This is a genomic window from Caballeronia sordidicola (assembly GCF_000729995.1).
Taxonomy (GTDB): Bacteria; Pseudomonadota; Gammaproteobacteria; order Burkholderiales; family Burkholderiaceae; genus Caballeronia; species Caballeronia sordidicola_A.
In genome coordinates this window covers 46,385-70,136 of record NZ_JNFG01000007.1, presented here as the reverse complement: position 1 = coordinate 70,136, position 23,752 = coordinate 46,385, and the positions used below count along the sequence as shown (strand labels likewise).

General features: G+C 59.9%; 23 protein-coding genes. 8 read left to right on the top strand and 15 right to left on the bottom strand.

The annotated features are described in order from the left end of the window. Positions 1 to 78 precede the first annotated feature (78 nt). The 3 genes from FH08_RS0107360 to FH08_RS0107350 are packed head-to-tail and all read left to right on the top strand — an operon-like array spanning position 79 to position 2,370. Positions 79 to 963, top strand: a complete 885-nt coding sequence (locus FH08_RS0107360; RefSeq protein WP_031357708.1) for an intradiol ring-cleavage dioxygenase — start codon at positions 79 to 81, stop codon at positions 961 to 963. Further along, complete coding sequence (locus tag FH08_RS0107355) at positions 960 to 1,313, top strand: Dabb family protein (protein WP_035565546.1); 354 nt, start codon at positions 960 to 962, stop codon at positions 1,311 to 1,313. Before FH08_RS0107360 ends, FH08_RS0107355 begins: the two co-directional genes overlap by 4 nt. Then, the gene (locus tag FH08_RS0107350; RefSeq protein ID WP_031357706.1) at positions 1,300 to 2,370 is read left to right on the top strand and encodes a maleylacetate reductase; all 1,071 of its coding nucleotides are present in this window, start codon (positions 1,300 to 1,302) and stop codon (positions 2,368 to 2,370) included. Before FH08_RS0107355 ends, FH08_RS0107350 begins: the two co-directional genes overlap by 14 nt. Positions 2,371 to 2,495: 125 nt before the next feature. Here FH08_RS0107350 and FH08_RS0107345 read toward each other — a convergent pair whose 3' ends face one another. After that, entirely contained in the window at positions 2,496 to 3,905 is a 1,410-nt protein-coding gene (locus FH08_RS0107345; RefSeq protein ID WP_051887872.1) for an MFS transporter, read from the bottom strand. 30 nt (positions 3,906 to 3,935) lie between these two features. Beyond that, positions 3,936 to 4,907 (bottom strand): amidohydrolase family protein, encoded by a 972-nt coding sequence (locus FH08_RS0107340; RefSeq protein ID WP_031357704.1) that lies wholly within the window; start codon positions 4,905 to 4,907, stop codon positions 3,936 to 3,938. Between the two features lie 415 nt (positions 4,908 to 5,322). Between FH08_RS0107340 and FH08_RS0107330 the strand changes: the two genes are divergently transcribed. Continuing rightward, positions 5,323 to 6,282 (top strand): LysR family transcriptional regulator, encoded by a 960-nt coding sequence (locus tag FH08_RS0107330; protein ID WP_031357703.1) that lies wholly within the window; start codon positions 5,323 to 5,325, stop codon positions 6,280 to 6,282. Positions 6,283 to 6,454: 172 nt separating this feature from the next. After that, on the top strand, positions 6,455 to 7,000 hold the full coding sequence (locus FH08_RS0107325; RefSeq protein ID WP_031357702.1) for a glutathione peroxidase: 546 nt from the start codon (positions 6,455 to 6,457) through the stop codon (positions 6,998 to 7,000). A 167-nt stretch (positions 7,001 to 7,167) separates the two neighbouring features. Here FH08_RS0107325 and actP read toward each other — a convergent pair whose 3' ends face one another. From actP to FH08_RS0107285, 8 genes are all read right to left on the bottom strand, one after another. After that, the gene (actP, locus tag FH08_RS0107320) at positions 7,168 to 8,811 is read right to left on the bottom strand and encodes a cation/acetate symporter ActP (protein ID WP_031357701.1); all 1,644 of its coding nucleotides are present in this window, start codon (positions 8,809 to 8,811) and stop codon (positions 7,168 to 7,170) included. Further along, positions 8,808 to 9,170 (bottom strand): DUF485 domain-containing protein, encoded by a 363-nt coding sequence (locus FH08_RS0107315; RefSeq protein ID WP_031357700.1) that lies wholly within the window; start codon positions 9,168 to 9,170, stop codon positions 8,808 to 8,810. Before FH08_RS0107315 ends, actP begins: the two co-directional genes overlap by 4 nt. 77 nt (positions 9,171 to 9,247) lie before the next feature. Then, on the bottom strand, positions 9,248 to 10,483 hold the full coding sequence (locus FH08_RS0107310; RefSeq protein ID WP_031357699.1) for an FAD binding domain-containing protein: 1,236 nt from the start codon (positions 10,481 to 10,483) through the stop codon (positions 9,248 to 9,250). A gap of 2 nt (positions 10,484 to 10,485) precedes the next feature. After that, entirely contained in the window at positions 10,486 to 10,974 is a 489-nt protein-coding gene (locus tag FH08_RS0107305) for a VOC family protein (RefSeq protein ID WP_031357698.1), read from the bottom strand. A gap of 166 nt (positions 10,975 to 11,140) precedes the next feature. Beyond that, positions 11,141 to 11,875 (bottom strand): TetR/AcrR family transcriptional regulator, encoded by a 735-nt coding sequence (locus FH08_RS0107300; RefSeq protein WP_031357697.1) that lies wholly within the window; start codon positions 11,873 to 11,875, stop codon positions 11,141 to 11,143. A gap of 130 nt (positions 11,876 to 12,005) precedes the next feature. Next, positions 12,006 to 13,220, bottom strand: coding sequence for an MFS transporter (locus FH08_RS0107295; protein ID WP_031357696.1), 1,215 nt, complete (start codon positions 13,218 to 13,220; stop codon positions 12,006 to 12,008). 31 nt (positions 13,221 to 13,251) lie between these two features. Continuing rightward, complete coding sequence (locus tag FH08_RS0107290; RefSeq protein ID WP_031357695.1) at positions 13,252 to 14,400, bottom strand: FAD binding domain-containing protein; 1,149 nt, start codon at positions 14,398 to 14,400, stop codon at positions 13,252 to 13,254. Further along, the gene (locus FH08_RS0107285) at positions 14,397 to 15,050 is read right to left on the bottom strand and encodes a DsbA family oxidoreductase (RefSeq protein WP_031357694.1); all 654 of its coding nucleotides are present in this window, start codon (positions 15,048 to 15,050) and stop codon (positions 14,397 to 14,399) included. Before FH08_RS0107285 ends, FH08_RS0107290 begins: the two co-directional genes overlap by 4 nt. A gap of 126 nt (positions 15,051 to 15,176) precedes the next feature. Between FH08_RS0107285 and FH08_RS0107280 the strand changes: the two genes are divergently transcribed. After that, the gene (locus tag FH08_RS0107280) at positions 15,177 to 16,100 is read left to right on the top strand and encodes a LysR family transcriptional regulator (RefSeq protein WP_031357693.1); all 924 of its coding nucleotides are present in this window, start codon (positions 15,177 to 15,179) and stop codon (positions 16,098 to 16,100) included. 25 nt (positions 16,101 to 16,125) lie between these two features. Here the strand turns inward: FH08_RS0107280 and FH08_RS0107275 are convergent, their stop codons facing one another. Next, the gene (locus tag FH08_RS0107275; RefSeq protein WP_035565543.1) at positions 16,126 to 17,892 is read right to left on the bottom strand and encodes a sensor domain-containing diguanylate cyclase; all 1,767 of its coding nucleotides are present in this window, start codon (positions 17,890 to 17,892) and stop codon (positions 16,126 to 16,128) included. A 471-nt stretch (positions 17,893 to 18,363) separates the two neighbouring features. Between FH08_RS0107275 and FH08_RS0107270 the strand changes: the two genes are divergently transcribed. Beyond that, positions 18,364 to 19,059: a mobilization protein gene (locus tag FH08_RS0107270; protein ID WP_031357691.1), complete on the top strand. Its 696-nt coding sequence runs from the start codon at positions 18,364 to 18,366 to the stop codon at positions 19,057 to 19,059. A gap of 169 nt (positions 19,060 to 19,228) precedes the next feature. Here FH08_RS0107270 and FH08_RS0107265 read toward each other — a convergent pair whose 3' ends face one another. The 4 genes from FH08_RS0107265 to FH08_RS0107250 form a co-directional block, all read right to left on the bottom strand. Further along, positions 19,229 to 21,466, bottom strand: coding sequence for an NADP-dependent isocitrate dehydrogenase (locus FH08_RS0107265; protein WP_031357690.1), 2,238 nt, complete (start codon positions 21,464 to 21,466; stop codon positions 19,229 to 19,231). 398 nt (positions 21,467 to 21,864) lie between these two features. After that, positions 21,865 to 22,161 carry a 4Fe-4S binding protein gene (locus FH08_RS0107260; protein WP_031357689.1) on the bottom strand — a complete coding sequence of 99 codons (297 nt, stop codon included), beginning with the start codon at positions 22,159 to 22,161 and terminating at the stop codon, positions 21,865 to 21,867. Continuing rightward, positions 22,158 to 22,472 carry a hypothetical protein gene (locus FH08_RS0107255; RefSeq protein ID WP_031357688.1) on the bottom strand — a complete coding sequence of 105 codons (315 nt, stop codon included), beginning with the start codon at positions 22,470 to 22,472 and terminating at the stop codon, positions 22,158 to 22,160. The genes FH08_RS0107260 and FH08_RS0107255 overlap by 4 nt, the downstream gene beginning before the upstream one ends. Positions 22,473 to 22,484: 12 nt before the next feature. Beyond that, positions 22,485 to 23,075, bottom strand: coding sequence for a sigma-70 family RNA polymerase sigma factor (locus FH08_RS0107250; protein ID WP_031357687.1), 591 nt, complete (start codon positions 23,073 to 23,075; stop codon positions 22,485 to 22,487). Between the two features lie 199 nt (positions 23,076 to 23,274). Between FH08_RS0107250 and FH08_RS0107245 the strand changes: the two genes are divergently transcribed. Beyond that, complete coding sequence (locus FH08_RS0107245) at positions 23,275 to 23,724, top strand: MarR family winged helix-turn-helix transcriptional regulator (protein ID WP_031357686.1); 450 nt, start codon at positions 23,275 to 23,277, stop codon at positions 23,722 to 23,724. The last annotated feature ends 28 nt before the right edge of the window (positions 23,725 to 23,752 follow it).

Here is a 23,752-nt window from a genome sequence, read left to right as displayed (position 1 = left end):
AGCGAACCAAGGGCTAATATCGACGCAATCAGACTCGCTGATCACCACCGGCAGCGGCCATAAAAGGAGACACCCACAATGCGCAATATCGACGAAGACACCATCACGCAGGCTGTCCTTGCGTCAATGGATGGATGTGGCAACCCACGCCTTCATACCGTCATGACGAGCCTCGTGCAGCATCTGCACGCATTCGCCCGCGAAGTGAAGCTCACCGAGGATGAGTGGTTCACGGCCATCAAGTTCCTGACCGGCGTGGGCCATATCACCGACGATAAACGCCAGGAGTTCGTCCTGCTGTCCGACACGCTGGGACTCTCCATGCTGGTCACCACGCAGAACAACAGGAAACCTGCAGCGTGTACCGAGGCAACCGTATTGGGCCCTTTCTTTGTAGACGGCGCGCCGGAATATCAGAACGGCGACGATGTATCGAATGGCGCGTTGGGGGCGCCATGTTTTGTGCAGGGTCAGATTCGCGGCGTGAACGGCGAGCCCGTTGCCGATGCGTCAATCGACGTCTGGCAGTCCGACGAAGACGGTTTTTACGACGTGCAGAAAACGACTGAAAACGTCGGCGACATGGTTCATAGCGCGCGAGGCAAGTTACGCACGCAAGCCGACGGACGCTTTCATTTCCGGTCGATTCTCGCCGAGGCCTATCCGATCCCTCACGATGGCCCGGTTGGAAGAATGCTCGATGCGCTGGGGCGACATCCGTGGCGGCCCGCCCATCTGCATTTCTGGATCAAGGCGCCCGGCTACGACACGCTGATTACCCACGTGTTTCGCGACGGTGATCAGTATCTGGATTCGGATGCGGTGTTTGGCGTGCGGTCGAATCTGGTCGTGGAATGGGTGAAGCATGAACCCGGCATCGCGCCAGACGGCACCTCCATGAGCACGCCGTTTTATACGCTCGAATACGACTTTGTTCTCAACCGCCAAGGGGTTGCGGCATGATCCGGCATATTGTCATGTGGCGCGTGAGTGGGGAAACGCCGGAAGAAAACCTCGCCTCGCGTCAGCTCGTCAAGCACAGCTTCGAAGGGCTGCGGGGACGTATCCCCGGCATGATCCATCTGGAAGTCGGTATGGATTCGAGTGCTGCAGACTATGCCTGCGATGTTGTTCTGGTTAGCGATTTCGAATCGCAGCACGCGCTTGATGCCTATGCCAGTCATCCCGAGCATCTGCGCGTGAGGCAGCATCTTACCGATATCCGGACCGCACGGTTTCAAGTCGACTACGCGGTCGAACCGTTGACGCCGGTTTCACAGTCAACCGTGGAGTTGATCAATGCAGGCATTTGACTTCGTCTATTCTGCGCGGGCGGCGCGAGTGGTGTTCGGCGCAGGCAGCCTGCAGCACCTTGAACGTGAAGTGCTGAACCTGAACGCCGAGCGCGCACTAATCTTGTGTTCGCCTCAACAACGCGACGTTGCCGAAATGCTTGCCGAACGGCTCGGGTCGCGCGCCGCCGGCATCTTCGATCGCGCCGTCATGCACGTGCCTGTCGAACTCGCGGTTGAAGTCCGGGAACTGGCTAAAAAATTAAATGCGGATTGCGCGATAGCGGTGGGTGGCGGCTCGACCATTGGACTCGGCAAGGCAATCGCGCTCGAATCGGACTTGCCGATACTCGCTATTCCGACGACCTACGCCGGCAGCGAAATGACGCCTATTTTTGGTTTGACGGAAGCGGGCCTGAAGCGAACCGGAACCGACTTGCGGGTGCTTCCCAAGACAGTCATCTATGATCCCGAATTGACGCTGACGCTGCCAGCGCAACTGGCGCTGACGAGTGGGATCAATGCCATTGCGCATGCTGCTGAAGGACTTTATTCGCGCGATGCCAATCCGATTATCAGCTTGATGGCGGAAGAGGGTATTGCGTCACTGGCGCGTGCATTGCCGGTGGTTGTCGCTCATCCGGAGGATAGTCACGCGAGGTCGCAGGCGCTGTACGGTGCATGGTTGTGCGGTACGGTGCTGGGCAGTGTCGGAATGGCCTTGCATCACAAGCTTTGTCACACGCTTGGCGGGAGTTTCAACCTGCCGCATGCGCCTACGCATACGATTATCCTGCCTCATGCACTGGCCTACAACGCGAGCGCTACGCCTGACGCAATGAAGCGGATAGCACGCGCACTTGGGCACGACAACGCGGCGATGGGTGTGTATGAACTCGCAAAGGCGAATGGTGCTCAGGTCGCGCTTAAAGACATCGGGATGAGCGAGGCACAGCTTGATCGAGCGGCGGAGATTGCCAGCGCCAATCCGTATTGGAATCCGCGTGCTGTTGAATACAAGGCGATCCGTGCCCTGCTTCAGGATGCCTTCGATGGTGTGCCGCCGCGCGAGCATTAATGCGCTTCGCCGCGATGCCACTTGATAGTGGCGTCACCCAAGTCTTGCGCGAAAGGTCTTGCGCGAAAGCAAAAAACGTCGCTCATAGGCGACGTTTTTTTCATCTCGAAGGTGATCGTTGCCGTTCACACGAGTTCAGGATTGGTTACGGCAGACGTTGAAGCAAAGAGCTTGTCACGCGAGAGCACGGCAATCATCACGCAGGACAGCACCGCAGGTATCGCTGCCGCCATAAACAGGTGACCCGACGACCAGTGCAACTCCATCAGATTGCCCGCAACAATAGGGCCGACGATCGATCCGGCGCGACCGACACCCAGGCTCCAGCCCACTCCCGTCGCGCGCAACGCAGTAGGATAGACCGTTGCCGCGAGCGTATTGTTCGCCGGCTGCGCACCCACAATGCCGAAGCCGCTGACTGCAACGAAAGCCATCATCAGCGCGAAGGAAACGTGCGACGTCTGGCCGATCCCGGCGATTGCCAGCGCCGCGATCAGATAGCCCGGTGCCAGGATACGGAAGAATCCCCAACGGTCGATAAGCGGACCCATCGCGATCGTTCCTATCACCCCGCCTACTTGAAGCGTGGTGCCGACAAGCGCCGCACGAGACACGCTGTATCCTGCATCGGCCGCAATGGTCGGCAACCAGTTCGCCAGGAAGAACAGGTTCAGCAGGTTCATGAAGTTCACGGCCCACAGGAGCAGGGTCACGCGCGCGCGTCCGGACGCGAATAGCGCACTGACCGGCATGCCTGCCGGCGCCTGCTCGCGCACGAGATAACGATGCGGCGCACCGCTTTCGACGAGCGGAGCGATCTTGCCAAGCCAGTGACTCACGCGAGCGAGACCGCGCTGGCGCAGTACGAGGAACTGCATCGATTCCGGCAGGTAGGCGAGCATCGCTATCGCAATGGCAAGGGGAACGGCGCCCCCAAACAGGAACACGGACCGCCACCCCGCCGCCGGAATCAGCGCCGCCGACGCTATACCACCGAGTACTGCGCCGCCCGTGAAGCCGCACGAGACCCACATCATCAGTGTTGCGCGTTTACGGGTCGGGCTGTATTCACTGACTAGCGCAATCGCGTTGCCCATGATGCCGCCAAGCCCCAGGCCGGTGATAAAACGTAACACCAGGAGTTGCGGCAGCGTTGAGGCGAACGAAGTCCCGAACATGCAGATGGAAAGAAAAAGTGTTGCACCGATCAACACCGGCCGCCGTCCAATCCGGTCTGCGACAGGACCCAGGATCAGCGATCCAAGCATCATGCCGATCAGGCTCGTGGCGAAAACCGGCCCCATCGCTGCGCGGGAAACGCCCCATTCGCGAATGATCGACGGTGCGACGAAACCCATCGCCTGAACGTCAAAGCCATCCATCACGACCGAGAAGCCCACGAGCACCATCACCCATTTCTGGAAGCGGCTGAGGGGATGACTGTCGATGAGGGCGGCAATATCGATTATCTCGCTTGTCTTAACCGTGGGCGTGCTACTGCTGTGATCGGATAGTGCAGCCGATTGTGTGTTCATCGTGGCTCCGGACCTCTGCTGCATTGCTTTCTACTTCAGGCCGAAGAGACGTTGCGCATTGTCGCGTCCGATCTTGCGACGATCGTTCTCGCTGATCTCGCAGTTGTCGAACCAGCGTGCGGCGTGTTCATGCTTTTCGAACGGGTAATCGACCGAATACATGATGCGGTCGCTACCCACTTCGAGCAGGGTCGACAGGAGCGTCGGCGTGCGGAAATTCCCACTGGTGGTGATGTAGACGTTCTCGCGGAGGTAGTCGCCGATCTCACGGGAGCATGGCATGCCGCGGCGGCCCTTGCGCAGAATGTGATCGATGCGCCAGACGTTGAAGGGAATGCCCTCTCCGAAGTGGCCTAGGATCATCTGCAATGCGGGGTGCCGGTCGAACAGGCCGCTCGACATCAGGCGCAGCGCATGTACGCTCGTTTCCGCAGCGAATGCCCAGGTCGGTCCTGTGAGCCAGGGACTGCCGTCGTAGATAGGTTCGCGGCTCGGCAGCGGATCGCGCGGATGCATATAAAAAGGCTTGCCCAGAGCTGCCGCGTGATTCCAGAAATCGGCGAACTGCGGGGCATCGTAGTAAGCAACGGTCTGCTCATCACCGACCTGGGAAAAACCATTTACCAGGAAACCGTGGAAACCAAGTTGCGTCACGCAGCGCTCCAGTTCGCGCGCGGCGGCTTCGGGGTCCTGCATCGGCAACGCGGCGAAACCGCCAAAGCGTGTGGGATGACGTTGGATCTGCTCAGCGAGAATGTCGTTGGCGCGCTTGGCGACCTGGATTGCCGTTTGCGGATCGGGGATAGACTGGACGGCGGGCGAGTTGAGCGAGAGGATCGACAACGCCGTGCCCCATTCGTCCATCTGCTCGAGCCGCTGATGTTCGAAATCCAGAAGGTTTTGCTTCAGGTGCATCCACACCTCGGGGCGCGCATAGACCTGGGAGTCACCGATAGTCAGATCGATGGCGAAATGCTCTTCTAACGCAATTTTATCTTTCATAGCTGGAGGGCGGCGAGCGGGTAAAGGGGGCGTTTGTAAAGGGTCAATGACATCAGCATGGCTGCAATGCGGTCACATTGCAGAGCACATTAGATGAAAAATCAAATAATATGTGTGCAGTATATATTTGATGTATCAAATAATAATTCGGGAATACCCTAGACACGTTTTTCGGGTTTGAAGAAGATTTTCGTGAGATTCGCGGCAGGAGGAGAGCCGGGATATACTTGACAAATCAATCGATATTTATTGCAGTGAAAGAGGATTGCAGCACGCGGGAGGTCCTACCCTTGGCCAAGCATGACGAGGCCGTCGCGGTGAAATGTTTTACCAAGGCCGAGGTGAAGATGTTGCGCAACCTGCACGACCGGCTGTGCGACAACGCCGAGCCGCTGGCCTGATAAACGGATGAATGATGGACAAGCTTGGGAAAATGCGCGTGTACGTAGCGGTGGCGGATACCGGCAGTTTTACCGCTGCCGCGCAGCTCCTGGGCAGCACGACCGCGCAGGCATCGCGAGCAGTCTCTGACCTGGAGCTGCATCTGCGCAGCCGCTTGCTCAACCGGTCCACGCGACGGGTTGCGTTGACCGAAGTGGGCGCGCGCTACCTTGAGCAATGCCGCGAGATCCTGGATCGGGTCGATATAGCCGAGGCGCAGGCGGCCAATGCGAAGGCGTTGCCCAGAGGTGTGTTGCGCCTTCACGCGCCGTCCTCTTTCGGCCAGTACTACGTGATTCCGGCGCTCGCGAAGTATTGCGAGAAGTATCCGGATGTGCGTGTCGACCTCACGCTTTCCCAGCATGCACCGGACATAGTGGACGGCGGGTTCGACGTATCCATGTACGTCACACACTCGCCCTTACCCGACTCGGCGATGGTCGCGGCCAAGCTATGCAGCGTACCTACCGTGCTGTGTGCGGCGCCCTCTTATCTGGCTAGCGCCGGCTCACCGGAAACGCTTGCTGATCTGCAAAAGCATAGTTGCCTGCAACTGCTGACCTCCTTCTTTGCGTCGGACAAGTGGATTTTCAGCGCGGCGCAAGGGACCGAGGTGTTCGACGTGCCGCTGGCGAAGTTGCGTGTCAGTTCGGCGGAAGCGCTGGCAATCGCACTGCGCGAAGGGATGGGCATTGCGCCACTGCCGTTATTGACAGCGCTTTCGTTTCTCAGGAGCGGTGAACTGGTGCGGGTGATGCCCACCTACTCGATGCAGAGTTCAACCGTTTATGCACTCTATGCGTCGCGCGAGTATCTGGACGCGAAAATTGCGACGTGGATCACATGCTTGCGTGAGCATATTGCGGCATCGTTGCTGGCGGGAGAGTCCGCGACGAAGATCGCTGCAAGTGAACTCGGGGTATCGGGGCAATAAGCAAATTCAAGCTGATTGATCATCAGGCAATGAGCAATGGCGGGACGAAGGTCCCTGGAGAGAAGACCGGCCTGCGCAGACATGCACGGTTCCGGAGTAGGATAGATCGCGCTTGCCTGCATGACCTGAAGCGCTTGATCCCTGCTTGATCCCATTCTCCACTGAGTCAAACATGAGCCAGACAATCTACGATATTCCCGTGACATCCATCGACGGCGCAGCGCTTACGCTGGAGCCGTTCAAGGGCAAGGTCTTGTTGATCGTGAACGTTGCCTCCAAGTGCGGGCTCACGCCGCAATACGAGGCCCTGGAGGCGCTCTACGAGGACAAACGCGCCGAAGGCCTGGAGGTGCTGGGCTTTCCGGCGAACAACTTCAAGGGTCAGGAGCCAGGCAGTGACGCCGAGATCAAGGAATTCTGCAGCCTGACTTACGACGTGAAATTCCCGATGTTTTCGAAGGTATCCGTGGTCGGCGCCGACCAGCATCCGCTGTACCAGACCTTGACCAGCACGCAGCCGGACGCAACTGGCGACGGCCCGTTTCGCGAGCGGCTCAAGGGCTACGGCATTGAACCTAACCCCGCTCCCGATGTGTTGTGGAACTTCGAAAAATTTGTGGTTGGCAAGGACGGCCGCGTAGTGGGCCGTTTCTCGCCGGACGTCACGGCGGATGATCCGCGCCTGCTTGAGGCTATTCAAACCGCGCTGTCGAATTAAGCTAAGCAGCGGTTCAACAACACCGCCGCGGCTGCGGGGTGAGACCACCGGCAGGACCGGCGATCGCACCGCGCAGCGACCGACATTGGGACGAAGTGGGACCATACGCAAACGATACGCAACAAGCGCGATCCATCGCTCGTCTTCTCTCTACGCGCAACTAGCGCCTAGCCTTGCTTCATCATGCCAAGCTCGCAGTCCACGAGTTGATTGCCATACAACGCGCGTTCCTGCAGCGCTTGTGTCGACTTGTCGGTGACGGAGAAAAAGAAGATACCGGCGAATGCGACGATCATCGAGAAAAGCGCCGGGTACTCATACGGGTAGATGGCATGCGCATGTCCGAGCACCTGCACCCAGACAGTCGGGCTAAGGATGGTCAGCACCACTGCGGTGAGGAGGCCGAGCGAGCCGCCGATCACGGCGCCACGCGTTGTCAGTCCGCGCCAGTAGATGGAAAGCAGGATGACAGGGAAGTTGGAGCTGGCTGCAATCGAGAAAGTCAGGCTCACGATGAACGCTATATTCTGCTTCTCGAACGCAATGCCGAGCAGGATGGCGAGGACGCCGAGAACAAGCGTTGTAGCGCGTGAAACGCGCATTTCCTCCTGGTCTGAAGCAGTGCCGCGGCGCATCACGTTGGCGAACAGGTCGTGAGAGATCGCCGATGAACCCGCGAGCGTCAGACCCGCGACCACCGCGAGAATGGTCGAGAACGCCACGGCGCAGATAAAGCCGAGAAAGATGTTGCCACCCACCGCATGCGCCAGATGAATGGCGACCATGTTTGCGCCGCCAATCACCGCACCCGACGAGGAGTGATATCGCGCGTCGGTCGCGACCAGCGCGATCGTGCCGAAGCCGATGATGATGATCAGCGCATAGCCGACCCCCACGATCCCGGTTGCGTAAAGAATGCTCTTGCGGGCTGCCTTGACGTTGCCTACCGTGAAGAACCGCATGAGGATGTGCGGGAGCCCGGCCGTGCCGAAGATCAATGCGAGTCCGAGCGAGACAGCGGATACCGGATCGGAGACGAGGCCGCCCGGACTCATGATGGCGAGATGCTTCGGATGCGCGAGAATTGCCTGGGAGAAGAGGGCGTTCAGGCTGAATCCGAAACGCTCGAGCACCATGAACGCCATGAACGCGGCACCCGCCAATAGCAAGGCCGCCTTGATAATCTGGATCCACGTGGTTGCCAGCATTCCACCGAAGAACACGTACACGACCATCAAGACGCCGACGATCACTACCGCGACCGTGTAGTTGAACCCAAACAGCAACTCAACGAGCTTACCCGCTCCAACCATCTGAGATACCAGATAAAGCAGGACGATCACAATGGAACTCGATGCCGCAAACGCGCGTATGGGACGCTGTTGCAGACGGTGCGAAACGAGATCCGCCAGGGTGTAGCGGCCGAGGTTACGCAGGGGCTCGGCAATCAGGAAGAGGATGATGGGCCAGCTGGCGAGGAATCCGATCGAGTAGATCAGGCCGTCGTAACCACTGGTAAAGACCAGCGCCGAGATGCCGAGCAACGACGCAGCCGACATATAGTCTCCCGCAATCGCCCAGCCGTTCTGGAAGGCCGTGATCTTCCCGCCTGCTGCGTAGTGGTCAGCCACGCTGTTGTTCTTGCGCGCCGCCCATCGGGTGATAAACAGCGTGGACGCGACGAAGAGCAGGAACATGCCGATTGCTATGGGATTGTGTCCCCGCGAGAGCGTGGGCGGACTCGCGGCCCATGCGGGAAGCGCAGTGAGCAGCAGGCTGAATGATATGAACGATGCGGGTAGGCGTCTCATTGCAAATCTCCATTCCTGATCTCACTGACGGCGCGATCGTAAGTCGTGTTTGCACGCACGACATACAGCGCTACCAGCGCGAATGTGAATACGAACATACCGAAGCCAATCGGGATGCCCCATGTTGTCGGGTAACCCTGGGTCACAGGACGGCCGAGTAGCGCCGGCTCAAACGCAAGCGTGAGAATGAAGGCGAAATAAACGGCCAGCATGATGACCGTGAGTGTCCACGAGAACGTCCTGCGTGAACGCACCAACGCTTGAAAGCGTGGATCGTCGAGCAACGGATTAGCCGTGATGGGCCGGTCGGTTGCGCCATGCCGTAAGGCGGATTGATAGGCTGGTATGGTGTGCTCCATGATGTCTCCTTTGAATTGACTTGCTCTCGCATCCGTCGATTGATTAACGCGGGAGCGAGTCCATCCGGCGTGTGAGTTCAGAAGCGCGCAGCTACCGCTGTCTCTCGCATCACCGCCTCGGGTGTGCGATAACGCTCGGCCATCACGCGGTCCGTTTCATTCTTGAGTTGTGCCTGCATGTACGCGCCAAGGTGACGGGCGTGCTGGACGATGGCCGCGCCCACTTGCGTGCGCACCTGGCTGTACTCCGCCAGTGCGCGCCGGACATCTGCTTCACGGGTTAGCGCAGCGGTCAGCGCCATGGCATCGCCGGCCGCTTTGGTGACACCCATGCCGCAATGCGGACGCGCAACGAATGCCGCATCGCCCAGCAGCGCGACACGTCCGAATGCCATTTGGGGAACCTCGAGATCGAAGATGGGCTGGAAGAGCGGTTGCTTAGCCTTGGTCACCACCTCGGCAAATTGCGGTGCAAGCAGCGTGGTTGCCGCTTCTTCCATGTCAGCCAGAACGTCTGGCCGGATCAGCGTAGGCGGAATGCCGCCGCTCCAGCGCTTTCCGCTCGCGTCGGTCAGCAGGTCCGGCAGGTCGCCATCCTCGCTGGTGGCGCGATACCACACGAAGTTGTAGCGGCGTTCGCCGGGTGTCGTGCTGTTGCCTTGACCAGCCACCGGATAACCAAGAATCTGTTCGCGCGCCGGCAAGCAGAACGCGAACTTCTCGAACAACGCATCACGGGTTGGCTTCGACAACGACATCTCATCGACCAGACCGCGCCATGCTATGTAGCCGGCGTACTCAAGCTTCACATCGGGCAGAAGCCGTCCGCGAATCTCGGACTTGAATCCATCGGCGGCAATGATCATGTCGGCCCGGTGGATGCTGCCGTCGCTAAGAAAGACGGTTGCGTGGTCCGGGCCATCTTCAACGGATGTCACCGTGCCGCCGGAATGGTAGTGACTGTCCGGAAGAGCAGAGCGAAGGACGTGATACATCTTTGCCCACGCAGTGAGTGTCTGCGGCAAAGAACGTTCGGACAGCACGCTGCCGTCCTGCGCGAGCGTTACGCGCGACAACACTTTCACGCCGATCGAATCATCGATCCCGACCCCGGCTGCCTTCAGGGCGTCGAACAGTTCCGGGTGCGTGACGATCCCTGCTCCGCGACCCGCAAGCTCGTCCGGCACACGCTCGAACACATCGACATCCCAGCCGTTGCGGGTCAGCAGGTTCGCGGCGAACAGTCCGCCCAGGGAACCGCCGACGATGATTGCTTTCGGCCGTGCTTTGGATAAAACGGAAGCGTTCGTCATGTTCAATCTCCTGCCTTCGCGGATTCGTGGGCGGGCACGGCGGCGTGCGGAACGGCCAGATGAGCGACTTCCGCCGCGGGAAAATTCAGCTCGATGGTGACGCCCGACGGATCTTCAATGAAGACCTGATGTAGTCCGAGGCTCGGTACAGTACGGTCACGCCACGTTATGTTTTCCGACTCCAGTGTTTTCCACATCTGCTCGACACCCGTTGCAAGGAAGGCGATGTGGTCGACGGTTCCCGACCCTGCCGACGGTAGCGCTTTATCGCCGAGATACGCGGTGAGACCGTCCGGATTGTCCGGGTCCACGCCAATGATATGAACTGTGCCGAAGTCTTGTTCGTCGCCGCCTTTGTAGAGCCAGACGCCGGGAAAGTCGAAGGGCGGCCGGTACCCCTGTTTAAAGCCGAGTACGCGCTCATAGAAGCGGCAGGATTTCTCGAGATCGTCGGTGCGGATCGAGTAGTGGGCAAGTTTGGTCACTGGCATGGGAGTCTTCCTTAATTTATCGAACGATCATTGATCGATTGATAAATTGTAGGTCAACGAGTGTCCCGGATAAAGCGGTGAATCGCAGGTGTTTACCCTGCTCTCGAAGCAGGGCGATACCGTGTCGGCGGACGTTCTTTATGGCGATCCGCGGGGAGCGGGAAGACTACGGGGCGGATGCTGCGCGGTTGCCCTTCGTGACCGGCGCCATTTTCTTCAATACAGCCGGTGTGCCGTTCAGGAATGCATCGACCTGGCGTTCGACGTGCGCGTCCAGATCCTTTGGGACGGGAAGCCCGTACACCCACTGGCGCATGCCGATATAAAAAATGCTCGCATGCAGGCTCCAGATCAATTCGAGTTCTGCTTCCTGCGCAGCGCGCGTGGTTGGCGCCGGAATGTCATAGGCCGCACGGATTTCGCGCATGACCGGGCGGAATATCCGTTCGCGTAACTTGTCCAGATAGCGGGTATTGATTCCTTCACGCGTGAGGCCGGCGAAAATGAAAGTACGAATCCATTCGCGCTGCAGGATGACCCGCGAGTAGGCTTTGTAGAGCGTGCACAAGCGTTCCTGCAGAGGAATGCGATGATCGGCGATCAGGCCTTCCCACGCAGGATCCCATCGATACACTTCGCTGTACACACGTTCAATCAACGCATCTTTGCTGGGGAAATAACGGTAGAGCAACGGTTGCGTGACGCCGATTTGCTTGGCGAGTTCGCGGGTGCTGCCGGAGAAACCGTGAGTCGCGAAATGCTCGATGGCCTTCTCGACAATCTGCTGTTCCCGATCTTCGGGCGCCATGCGTTTGCCGGACGTCGCTGCTTCCGGCGACTCAGTGGCGGCGCTATCCGTCTGCCCCGACAGGCTGGATGCTGGGCGCTTTTGCCGTGGCATTGTCTTCCCCTTATCGAATGATTATTAACAGAGGAAATATAGCAGGTCCGAAGGGATGGGCCGCTCCCGCGCATGCGTTTCTGTGCTCAGAGGGTCGTGGTGCCGAGTCCGAAAGTGGCCTCGACACCGTTCAAGCCGCCGCCACCGCAACCGACCTGCCGATCGCCAGGTAATGCACCAAGGCGATGACAGGAAATACGCTCGCAACCGTGGCGGTCAACGTCCATCCACCATGGTCATACAAGCTGCTGGCCAGCGCTGACCCCATCGCGCCGCCGATGAAGATGCTGGTCATATAAAGTGCATTCAGACGGTTCCGGCTGGCTGCATGTAACGCGTAGATCTCGCGCTGACCGAGCACCATGTTCATCTGCACAGCGAAGTCCAGTACCACGCCGGTCACGACGAGTGCGCCCACGCCCCACGCCGGATGAATCAGTGCCGGTGTGAACGCGAGCGCCCCGACCACGAGGGCAATCAACGTAGCGCGGACTGAGTGCCCGGCGTCAGCAAGCCGCCCTGCAACGGGCGCAGACGTAGCGCCTATCGCGCCGACCAGCGCGAACACGGCGATCGCGTTTTGCGACAAGCCGTAATGACGTGTCAGCTCGATCGGCACCGCGGTCCAGAAGAGGCTGAACGAAGCAAACATCAGCCCTTGATACAGCGCGCGATGACGCAGTACCGGCAAGGTCACGACCAGCTCGCCAAGCGAGTGGATCAACTGAAAGTAGGTCGCCTGATGCGAGGGCTGGCGGCGCGGGATTGTCAACGCCAGGACCGTCGTCACGATGGCCATCAACACCGCCGCTGAGCCGAATACGGCGCGCCAGCCGAAATGACCGGCCACCACGCTTGAGATCGGACGTGACAACAAGATGCCAAGCAGGAGCCCGCTCATGATGTTGCCGACCACGCGGCCGCGCGATTCGTCGGGCGCAAGGTGCGCGGCCAGCGGGATCAGGATCTGCACGGCGACCGAGCTGAAACCGACCAGCAGCGAGACCGCCAGGAACGCGTTCGGCTGACGCGTGATGGCTGCCAACGCCAGACTGAAGATCGAGACAATGGCTGTCGTGATCATCAGCTTGCGGTTCTCCAGCAGATCGCCGAGCGGAACCAGGAAGAACAGTCCGAATGCGTAGCCGATCTGCGTAAGCGAGACGATCAGGCTCGCCATACCGCCGGACATGTGAATGTCTGGTGCGATGAGCTCGGTGATCGGTTGCGCGTAGTAGAGGTTGGCGACGATCGCGCCGCAGCAGAACGCGAACAGCGCGATCATGCCCTGGGTTAGCTTGACGGTGCCGCCGCTTTGGCCGGCAGCAGATGCGTTAGACGTCATGTGATGGATCCTTCAGTGGTCGAAACTGGTTTTAATGTTCGATGTTCATCAAGCGGTTGCCGAGCGACACGCCGAGGTCGGTCATGCGTATACCGAGCTGCAGCTGTGCACGTTCCCAACGCGCGAGCGCACCGTCGAGCGCTGCGCTTGTGTGCGGCGTCGATGCCAGCGTGGTCGCCAGTGCAAGCGCGTTAGCGGCCGCCTTGGCCGTGCTGCCGGCCGTATGGGGCCGTGGCACGAACGCGGCGTCGCCGAGCAGGATTATTCGCCCGAACACCATCCGGGGCACCCGCAGGTCCTGGATGGCCTGCACGAACGGCTCTTGCGTCGAGGCAACCAACGCCTGAAACGCCGGTGCAAGCAGTGCGCCGGAAGCGGCGCGCAAAACCTCGATATCCGCCTCTTTCGTGGCGCCCGGGGGCAAGGAAAACGTGCGTTGCTTGCCATCGCGATCGACCAGCAATTGATCGAGTTCGCCGCGTGTCTGCTTGCGATACCAGACCCAGTTCCAGCGGCGCTCGCCGGGCGTGGTCGAACCGTCCTCGCCCGGGACCAGATAGGCAAGGGCGGAATGTCCCGGGCCTTGCTGGAAGGTGAAGCGGTCCCGCAGGACATCCGCGGCTTGCTGCGGCAACGCGTTTTCAGGAACGAGTCCGCGCCAGGCGACATAACCGGCATAGCTCGGCGCTACCTCCGGCAACAGCACGCGACGCACGCTCGAGCGCGCACCGTCCGCGCCGATCAGCAGGTCGGCACGCTCGCTGCGTCCGGTCGCAAAATGCGCCACTATCTGGTCGCCCTCTGTATCGAAACCGGTGAACGCCTCGCCTGCATGAAGCGACTCAGCGGGCAGCGCCTGCTTCATGGTGGTGTACAGCAGGTTCCAGGACGTCTGGGTCTGCGGCATGTATAACTGCTCGATCAGGTTGTCGTCACGGTCCAGATAGATCCGGTCTCCCGACGCCACGCCAAGCTGTTCAGGGAAGGCCACGCCCGCGAACCGGAACGCGGCCAGCACGTCGGGTTGCAACACGATGCCGCCGCCGCGGCTGTCCAGTTCATTCGGCGACAACTCGAACACATCGACGTCCCATCCCGCCCGGCGCAAGGTGGTGGCCGTGAACAGTCCGCTCAACGATCCGCCGACGATAACTCCACGCGGCTTCACTGACGTGTTCATGCGGCGCTCCGGTCGAGCGCGGCTTGCAGTGCGCTGGCGAATACCGCCGGCGGTTGCGCACCGCTGATCGCTACGCCCTCGATGAACACCGTCGGCACAGAGCGAATGCCTTGCTGTTGAGCAAGCCGCTGCGCTTCGAGCACCTTTGCAAGGCCTCGGCCCTGCAAAAGGTATTCCTCTGTCGCGGCAGCGTCAAAGCCAGCTTTGGCAGCGATCTCAACCAATGTGCCGAGAAGGCCAATATCGCGTCCTTCCGAGAAGTACGCGGCGAATATCGACTGGTAGAGCGCTTCGGTCTTGCGCGCGTCGCCGATGCTCAACGCGTACTGCATCAACTGATGAGCAAGGCGTGTGTTCGGCGTCCTGCTGACCTTGTCGTAGTTGAATTGCACGCCGGCAGTCAGGGCCGTCGCCGCGACCTGCGCGTCCATCCCTTGCGAGCGTACCCAACTGCCGAACTTGGCCGTCCGATATTCGCGCCGGTCCATTCCATCGACTGGCATCGTGGGGTTCAGTTCGAACGGCACATACTGGATTGAAACGGGTACCGGCAGGTTGGCTGCGCGAATTCCCGAGGCGAGATTCAGGTGGCCGATCCAGCACCACGGACAAATGAAATCGTAGTTGACAGAGATTTCGATGGCTTGCACGGCGCGCTCCTGAGGACAATTAGGAAGATTACGCACAGGATATCGATTGCAATTCGTTAGTAGAATACGTTCGCAGAGCAATCTTGCGTTGCGTGCCACGCAACGCTCAGACAGTGGAGCGAGCAAGTGGACAAACTGGTTGCGTTGACTACGTTGCTGGAAGTGGCCGAGGCCGGCGGCTTTTCCAAGGCGGCCCAGCGCCTGGGCGTGGCCACTTCGTCGGTAACGCGCCTGATGGATGCGCTCGAAACGTCGCTTGGCACAGCGCTACTCACGCGCACCACGCGGCGCGTCAGCCTGACCGATGCCGGCACCGCGTATGTCGAGCAAATCAGCAAGGTGCTCGACGACCTTGCTGAAGCTGACGACAGCATCTTCGACAGCGGTGCGGCGCCCGTTGGCGCGCTGCGTATTTCCGTGCCTACTGCCTATAGCCGGCTGTGCCTCGCGCCGCATCTTGCTACTTTCCTGAGCGAGTATCCCCGTGTGGTCCTCGACGTGGTGGTCGCCGATCACTACCTGGACCTGGCCGCAGAGCGTATCGATGTCGCGATTCGAATCGGCTTGCCCGCACGCGATGAAAGCCTGGTCGTGAGGAAGCTGGCCGACAACAAGCGTTTTGTCGTGGTGAGCCATGAGTACCTGGAGCGGTACGGCAAGCCTGCCGACCCGCAGGCGCTGGCCGATCACGAATGCCTGCGCTTCGCTTATGGCGGACCTCACAGGGAGGCAAGGCAGGTGTGGACGTTTCGCGATGGAGACGCGCAGGAGCGGGTCGAAGTGCGCGGCCACCTGATTGCCAATAACCCTGATGTGCTGTTCGAAGCTGTTCTCGCGGGCAGGGGCATAGCACTGATGCCCGAATGGCTGGTCGCGCCGGAGATTGGTGCGGGCCGGCTGTTACGCCTGTTTGAAAATGTCGAGGTCAATCCGCATGCGGGCGATGCGGTGATCTACGCCGCTTATCTGCCGAACCGCCGCCATTCGAGCAAGGTACGCACCTTCGTGCAGTTCCTCGCGGCACGCGTGCCAACGCCCACAGCGGAATGATCGGCAGAAGGGTGCTGCACGCCGCTCACAGGCGATGCTGCTGACTCGTCGAGCTTTCGATGTCCGACACAATGCAGTTACGCCCCCCCAGCTTGGCGCTGTAAAGCAGCTTGTCGGCGCGTAGCAAGAGGGCGTCGAGCGTCTCACGCCCGGTTTGCGAAGCCAGCGAGATCCCGAAGCTCAACGTGACTGTGAAGCGGACACCGTCCAGTTCCAGCGCCGTGGATGCCAGGCGCCGTCGCAGTTCATTGGCGGCGCCAATGGCCTCGCTGGCATCATCGACCATTGTCAGCACAGCGAATTCCTCGCCGCCGAGGCGTGCCGCAATATCCGGCTGACGCCATATCTCGCTGCATAGTGTTCCAATCGTCTGCAGCGCCAGATCACCGGCGGCGTGGCCCAGGGTGTCGTTGATCTGCTTGAAGCGGTCCGCGTCGAACATGATGAGGACTTGCTGAGCTTCGGTCGCCGTGCGCCTGCTGAGCGAAGCGGTCGCCTTGCGTTCGAACGCGCGGCGGTTGAGCAAGCGGGTCAGGAAGTCGGTGTCGGCCACGGTCTCGAGTTCGCGCAGCAGGATATTGCGCTCGTGCTCCAGCCGCATCTTTTCGATGCTGTTTTCTTTCAGCACGAGGATCGCGTGAAACAGGCTGCGGATCTCAAGCCGGTGTTCACCGTGAGGAATGGGTGTCTCGAGCTTTCCATCGGCGATCGCCATGATGATGTCGGCCGCTTCAATAAACGGCTGCACGAACCGCCGCCTGAAGTACACGGACGCAATCAGCAAAAGGTAAAGAACGCCCGCAGTGCCGATTGCACTTGCAACCAGAAACATCAGCGATTCATTACGATGTCCTTTGACTTCGTGTTCCGCCAGATCCAGCACGTAGTCGCGAAATTGCACGATGGGCCGCATGGTCGGCACATACTCCGCCGCCAGTTCGGCCGCCGTGAGATCGGCTCCTTCCGGGTGCGTTGCCAATACGCGGACGCGCGCCATGTAGCTCAGGCCATTGTCGTAATAGACGCTGGTGAGGCGCTGATAGGTGGTTGCGCTGACCGGTGTATGTTCTACGCGGGCAGCGATCAGGCCGCGCAATTCGTCGATACGTCCTTTAGCCCGTTCTTGCGCGAATAATTCGGTTTCACTCAAGGGCCGGTGAGCGGTCAGCGCCGCAGTGAAGGTCGACCCCAGAAGCCCCGCCTGTTCACGAAGTTGAGCGGTCAACCGAGCGATCAGGATGCAATTCAGTGCGTTGGGGTCGCCGCGCACAATGCCCGCTCCGCCGGCATTTGCCAGCGGACCGAAGTTCGGAATAACGGCGACCATCTGGTTGACCGCGCTGAGGACGGCATCATGGTCACGTTGCTCTATGGGCTGAGCGATGAGGGCGTCGACTCGCTTGCGGGCCGCAACAAGCTGCGTTTGCACTGCATCGACGGACGCGCGTTCAACCGTGCAGCCGGGACACACCTCACTTGTAGTCAGCGAGCGCAGCACCGCCAGGCGCCGGTCGCTTTCGGCGCGCGCGTTGATCAAGGGAAGTCGCAGCGCCGGTGCACTAAGTGCGTCCGCGCCGAGCGCGCCGTTAGCGGGGCCGCGTTCCGCCGACACGCTTTCCATGGCGAGCAAGGCGGCGCGAAAGCGGTCTAGTGATTGAACCCCATTCTCCGCCAATGAATACGCGCGTAATTGATGGAGGAGCAAAGGCGTCGCGAGGCTCAAGACCAGTACGCACAGAGCGGCTGTTGTCAGCTTGAGTCGTTTGGCAAGCAAGATCCGGGTTGAGGGCATTTTTGTTAATTCGCAGCAGGTCGCTTGCCTGGCACATTCTTGAAACAGGGCGACTTATTGCAGCCGGTGATTCAACATACCGCAGGCCGCCGGAATCGTCTACTCGGACAAAACACGATCGTTAGATCGTTTCCTGTCGAAAAAATTGGAGAGTTATCTATCCGGGACGGTGGTGCTGTTGTCGGGAAAAATTTGATCGTGGATGATATCTCTTGGTTAACGGCACGTTAGCCACTTTATTGAGCAGCGCGGGCATGTGCTCACGCGCGGTCTTTCCAGTTCGGCCGCGGTCGCGGCATTCATGCGGGCAGCTACAAGCCCGGCTTCCGTCCGATTTAACAAATCCATGCGAGAGCACTGCTTGCTGCAGTCATGGTTTTATTTTCCGTGTAGCCTACGTCGCTATTAAGTCATCGAAACGCGATATTCTTGTTTCCACCCATCCCGCTCCTCGACAAAGGATCCGCAGAAATGAGCTACATCCACTTTATCGGTGGCGAAAAAGGAGGCGTCGGCAAATCGCTCGTCGCCCGCGTATTAGCCCAGTACTTTGTTGATCGGAACATCCCGTTCACGGGTTTTGACACCGACAAGTCGCATGGCGCGTTATTACGGTTCTATGCGGATTTTGCCGCGCCGGCCGTACTTGATCGTCACGATAGCCTGGACCCCATCATTGAACTTGCACTTGAGGATCCCCAACGGCGCATCCTGGTCGATCTTGCCGCGCAGACGCAGCAGTCCGTCGGAAAATGGCTCGACGACGCGGAAGTTGTTGAACTCGCGCAAGAGCATGGCCTGACGCTGACCTGGTGGCACGTGATGGACGCCGGGCGCGATTCGGTTGACCTCCTGCGGCAATGGCTCGATCAGTTCGGCGGACGGATCAAGCTGGTCATTGTCCTGAATGAGGTTCGCGGTGACCGGTTCGAGATTCTGGAAGCGTCAGGGGAACTTGCCCGGGCCAAAGCGCTGGGCGCCAGTGTGATCAGCTTGCGGCGCTTGCCCGATACCACGATGCAGAAAATCGATCAGCACGGCGTTAGTTTTTGGGCTGCGGTCAATCACGCGGATCGAGCGGCTTCCGGACTCGGTTTGCTGGAGCGGCAGCGCGTCAAGGTGTGGTTGAATCGAGCCTATGGGGAAATGGGTAGTCTGGCGTTGTAGCAGGGGCGTTAGATAATAGATAGTTATACAAACTAAGTGGGATCAAAAGCGGCGCGGATAATCCTGTCGAACTATCCGCGCCGATTCCTGCAAGAATTTGAGCCACTCGCGCGATCTTCCAGCCGAAGCCGGAAGATCGCGATCAAACGCTACAGGCTGATCGAATGCCTCAAGCCTGAGCTGCCGCCAGTGCAGCGTTCAGCGTCTTGCTCGGGCGCATCACCGACTCCAGCTTCTGGAAGTCCGGCTTGTAATAGCCGCCAATGTCCGCCGCTGCACCCTGGACCGCCGACAACTCAGCCACGATGGTCTTCTCGTCCGCCGTCAGTTGTTTCGCCAACGGCGCGAACTGAGCAGCCAGCTCTGCGTCTTCGGTTTGCGCCGCGAGTTCCTGCGCCCAGTACATCGCGAGATAGAACTGGCTGCCGCGGTTATCCAGTTGCCCGGTCTTGGGCGACGGGTTCTTGTTGTTCTCCAGCAGTTGACCCGTGGCGGCATCCAGCGTCTTCGCCAGGACCTTGGCTCGCGCATTGCCGGTCTTTAGCCCCAAATCCTCCAGCGACACCGCCAGCGCCAGGAATTCACCCAGCGAATCCCAGCGCAGATGGTTTTCTTCCACCAGTTGCTTGACGTGCTTCGGAGCCGAACCACCCGCGCCAGTTTCGTACATGCCGCCGCCGGCCATCAACGGAACGATGGAAAGCATCTTGGCGCTGGTGCCCAGTTCCATGATCGGGAACAGGTCGGTCAGGTAGTCACGCAGGATGTTGCCGGTAACCGAGATCGTGTCCAGGCCGCGGATGACGCGCTCCAGCGTGTAACGCATCGCGCGCACTTGCGACATGATCTGGATGTCCAGGCCGCTGGTGTCATGATCCTTCAGGTAGGTCTCGACCTTCTTGATCACTTCGGCTTCGTGCGGACGGTACGGGTCCAGCCAGAAAATGGCAGGCATGCCGGAATTGCGTGCACGCGTGACGGCAAGCTTCACCCAGTCGCGGATCGGCGCGTCCTTAACCTGGCACATGCGCCAGATGTCGCCTTGTTCCACGTTTTGCGTCAGCAGCACTTCACCCGTGGCGATGTCGACAATGCGCGCCTCGCCCGCTTCCGGTACTTCGAAGGTCTTGTCGTGCGAGCCGTATTCTTCGGCCTGCTGCGCCATCAGGCCGACGTTGGGCACCGTGCCCATGGTGACCGGATCGAAGTTGCCATTGGTCTTGCAGAAGTTGATGATTTCCTGATAGATCCGCGCAAACGTGCTTTCCGGAATCACGGCCTTGGTGTCCTTCGGACGACCGTCGGCGCCCCACATCTTGCCGCCAATGCGGATCATGGCCGGCATCGATGCATCCACGATGATGTCGTTAGGTGCATGCAGGTTCGAGATGCCCTTGGCCGAATCGACCATCGCCAGTTCGGGACGATGCTCGTGGCACGCATGCATGTCACGGATGATCTCTTCATGCTTGGAAGTCGGCAGGCTTTCCAGCTTGTCGTACAGGTTGACGAGGCCGTTGTTGACGTTCACACCCAGCTCGTCGAACAGCTTGCCATGCTTCTCAAAAGCTTCCTTGTAGAAGATCTTCACGGCATGACCGAAGACAATAGGATGCGAGACCTTCATCATCGTGGCCTTCACGTGCAGCGAGAACATCACGCCGGTCTTGCGCGCGTCTTCCATCTGTTCTTCATAGAAGTCGCACAGCGCCTTCTTGCTCATGAACATGCTGTCGATGATCTCGCCGTCCAGCAACGACACCTTCGGCTTGAGCACAATGGTCTTGCCACCTTGCGTGACCAGTTCCATTTTCACGTCGCGAGCCTTCGCCACGGTCATGGACTTTTCGCCATGATAGAAGTCGCCATGCTTCATGTGGGCCACGTGGCTGCGCGAAGCCATGCTCCACTCGCCCATGCTATGCGGGTTCTTGCGGGCGTAGTTCTTGACGGCTGCGGGCGCGCGGCGGTCCGAGTTGCCTTCGCGAAGCACCGGGTTCACGGCGCTGCCCAGGCACTTGGAATAACGCTGGCGGATTGCTTTCTCGGCGTCGGTCTTCGGATCTTCGGGGAAATCGGGGATCTTGTAGCCCTTGCCCTGCAGTTCCTTGATCGCGCCTGTCAACTGGTGCTGGGATGCGCTGATGTTGGGCAGCTTGATGATGTTGGTGTCAGGCAGCAGCGTCAGGCGGCCGAGTTCGGCCAGGTTGTCCGGCACCCGTTGCTCTTCTGTCAGGAATTCCGGGAACTCGCCCAGGATGCGGCCGGCGACCGAGATGTCGCTGGTGGTGACGCGGATTCCGGCCGGCGCGGTGAAGGTGCGGATGATGGGCAGGAAGGCGCTGGTGGCCAACAGCGGGGCCTCGTCGGTGAGGGTGTAGATGATGGTAGGTTGCTCGGTACTCATCGTTTTTCTCAGGAAAAATGGGTTGGGGGCGCCGCCGGCTGCGTCAACGACCGGGGTTAACCATCGAATTTTGCCTGATTTTGCTTTCAAGAGGGCTGAACCGGCCCGGCGTTTCGCATTGCAACCCCCAAATTGAGGGTTTTCAATGGCTGCGAGGGGGTGCCTGGACCTTGCGACATGCCCGGCAAACGGGCTTAAGCGCCTAAATTTAAAGACTAAATTGCTGCGCCGATTACTTGGGCCACCGCTTGCGGCCGCCTTACATCGCTAAGAGCGGCACACGCGGCGATATCGGCGAAAAACTTGGCCGCGACCTTGGCGCCGGGTCTGCACGACCGGAAAATGCGCGGGGCCGGCATAGTCGGGACAATTGGCTTGGCGGCTTTAGCGGGCCGCTGTCAACTCATCCGTGCCAAGGTAATGGCCCGTTCGGGACACGCGGTCACGCATAAACCGCATGCCTGGCACGCATCGGCGTTCGGCGTGTACGCGACTTTCATGCCGTGCACGCGCAGCTTGAATCTCTGCAATGGCCCCAGGCGTTCGTAGTCGGTGGCGTCGATCCGGCGGATCTCGAAGACGTTCTCGGGACACACGACCGCGCAATCCGCCTTGCCCTCGCACCGGTTGAAGTTCACAACGGGCGCGATCACGCCCGGTGCCTGTTTGCAGGCGGATGCCGGTGCATTGCTCATACCGTATCCTCTTGCGGCTTGCGGCGGCCGCAGCGCATGCCCTGCTGAAACTTCTCGCGCTCTTCCGGCGTCATCTGTTCCCAGCGGCGCCAGTGCTGGCGACCACGCCAGCCGCCATGGCCGCGAAATCCGCCGAACAAGATCCGGCTCAGGATCAATAGGCCCAGCGCATGGGCGAAATCGATCGCACGAGCTCCCACGAACAGCGCCGGGACCACCCAGTTCCATAAGCTCATCACCATCCAACCCAGCACGGCAATGCCCACGAGCACGAACAGCGCCTTGCCGAGGAATCTCATTCTGAATCTCATCTGCCTTCTCCTTTAAATATCCAGTTCGTCATACACGGCTTGCAAGCGGGCGCGCAGATGCAGCACCGCATAGCGCTTGCGAGCCAGCAGCGTGTTCAGGGCCACGCCGCTTTCTGAAGCCAGTTCCTTGAAGCTGCGGCCCTCGATTTCGTGAGCGATGAAAATATCGCGCTGGTTCTCCGGCAATTCATCGAGCGCGTGTTGCAGGGCCGCCAGGAGCACCGACCGGGCATAGGCGGCTTCGGGGCCGGCATCGTGCGAAGGGAGCGCGAGATCGAGCCGGTATTCATCGTCGACGGTATCGGCGTTGTCACTGGTCGCCACGGTCTCGCTCAGAGGCTGCTCTTTCTTCTTGCGAAAGCGGTCGATGATGCGGTTGCGCGCTACGCGAAACAGCCACGCGCTGACTTGTTCAATAGGTTCGGGAAGCCGGTACGCCTGCACGAATTCGTGAAGCACGTCTTGCAGGATATCTTCGGCGTCGCTTGGATCACGCACGCGACGCCGGATGAAGTTCCCGAGTTTCGTACGCTCACGCAAGACGGTTGCGGTGATGTCGCTGTCTCTATCGATCATCGGGTTCGTGGGCGGCGGCTGTTCCATACAGGTGAAGACGTTTCACGATCAAGGATATTGTGGCCCGTTAGAAAAAAAGCCGGCGACAGGGCCGGGCAACGCACGGGCCGAATCGAAAATCAGTCGGACGACAATCTGACATACGTTTGAACCACCCAGCGCGGTAGCCGCACCAAAATCGACAGTTTAACTTGCAAGTTAAACTGTCTTAATTTAGGATTCACGCATGGCCCGCTCTCGTAAATCCACTCCGCCGCTCGAATGCGTCGTCTCCGACCTGACGCTGGCAGTTGGCCAGCTTTTGCGCCAGCTGCGCAGCGCCAATCCCGGCGACCTGAACTTGTCGCAGTCTAGCGTTCTCGCGCGGCTGGAGCGAGAAGGTCCGATGACCACCGCGGATCTCGCGCGCGCCGAACTGATGAAGCCGCAGTCAATGAAAACCATCCTCGCGGGCCTCGAAGAAGAGGCGTGCGTCGAGCGCGAACCGCATCCCTCAGACGGCCGTCAGATCCTGTTCGCGATCACGCGCAAGGGGCTAAATGAACGCAAGCGGCGCACGGCGACCAAACGCGACTGGCTGCTGGCGAAGCTCGAACAGTTCGATCCGCAGGACGTCGCGACGCTTGCTGCGGCCATTCCGCTCATCAAGCGCCTCGGCGATTCCAGTCTTCCATAGCCTTTGCGGCTTCTCCAGCTTCCTCGAA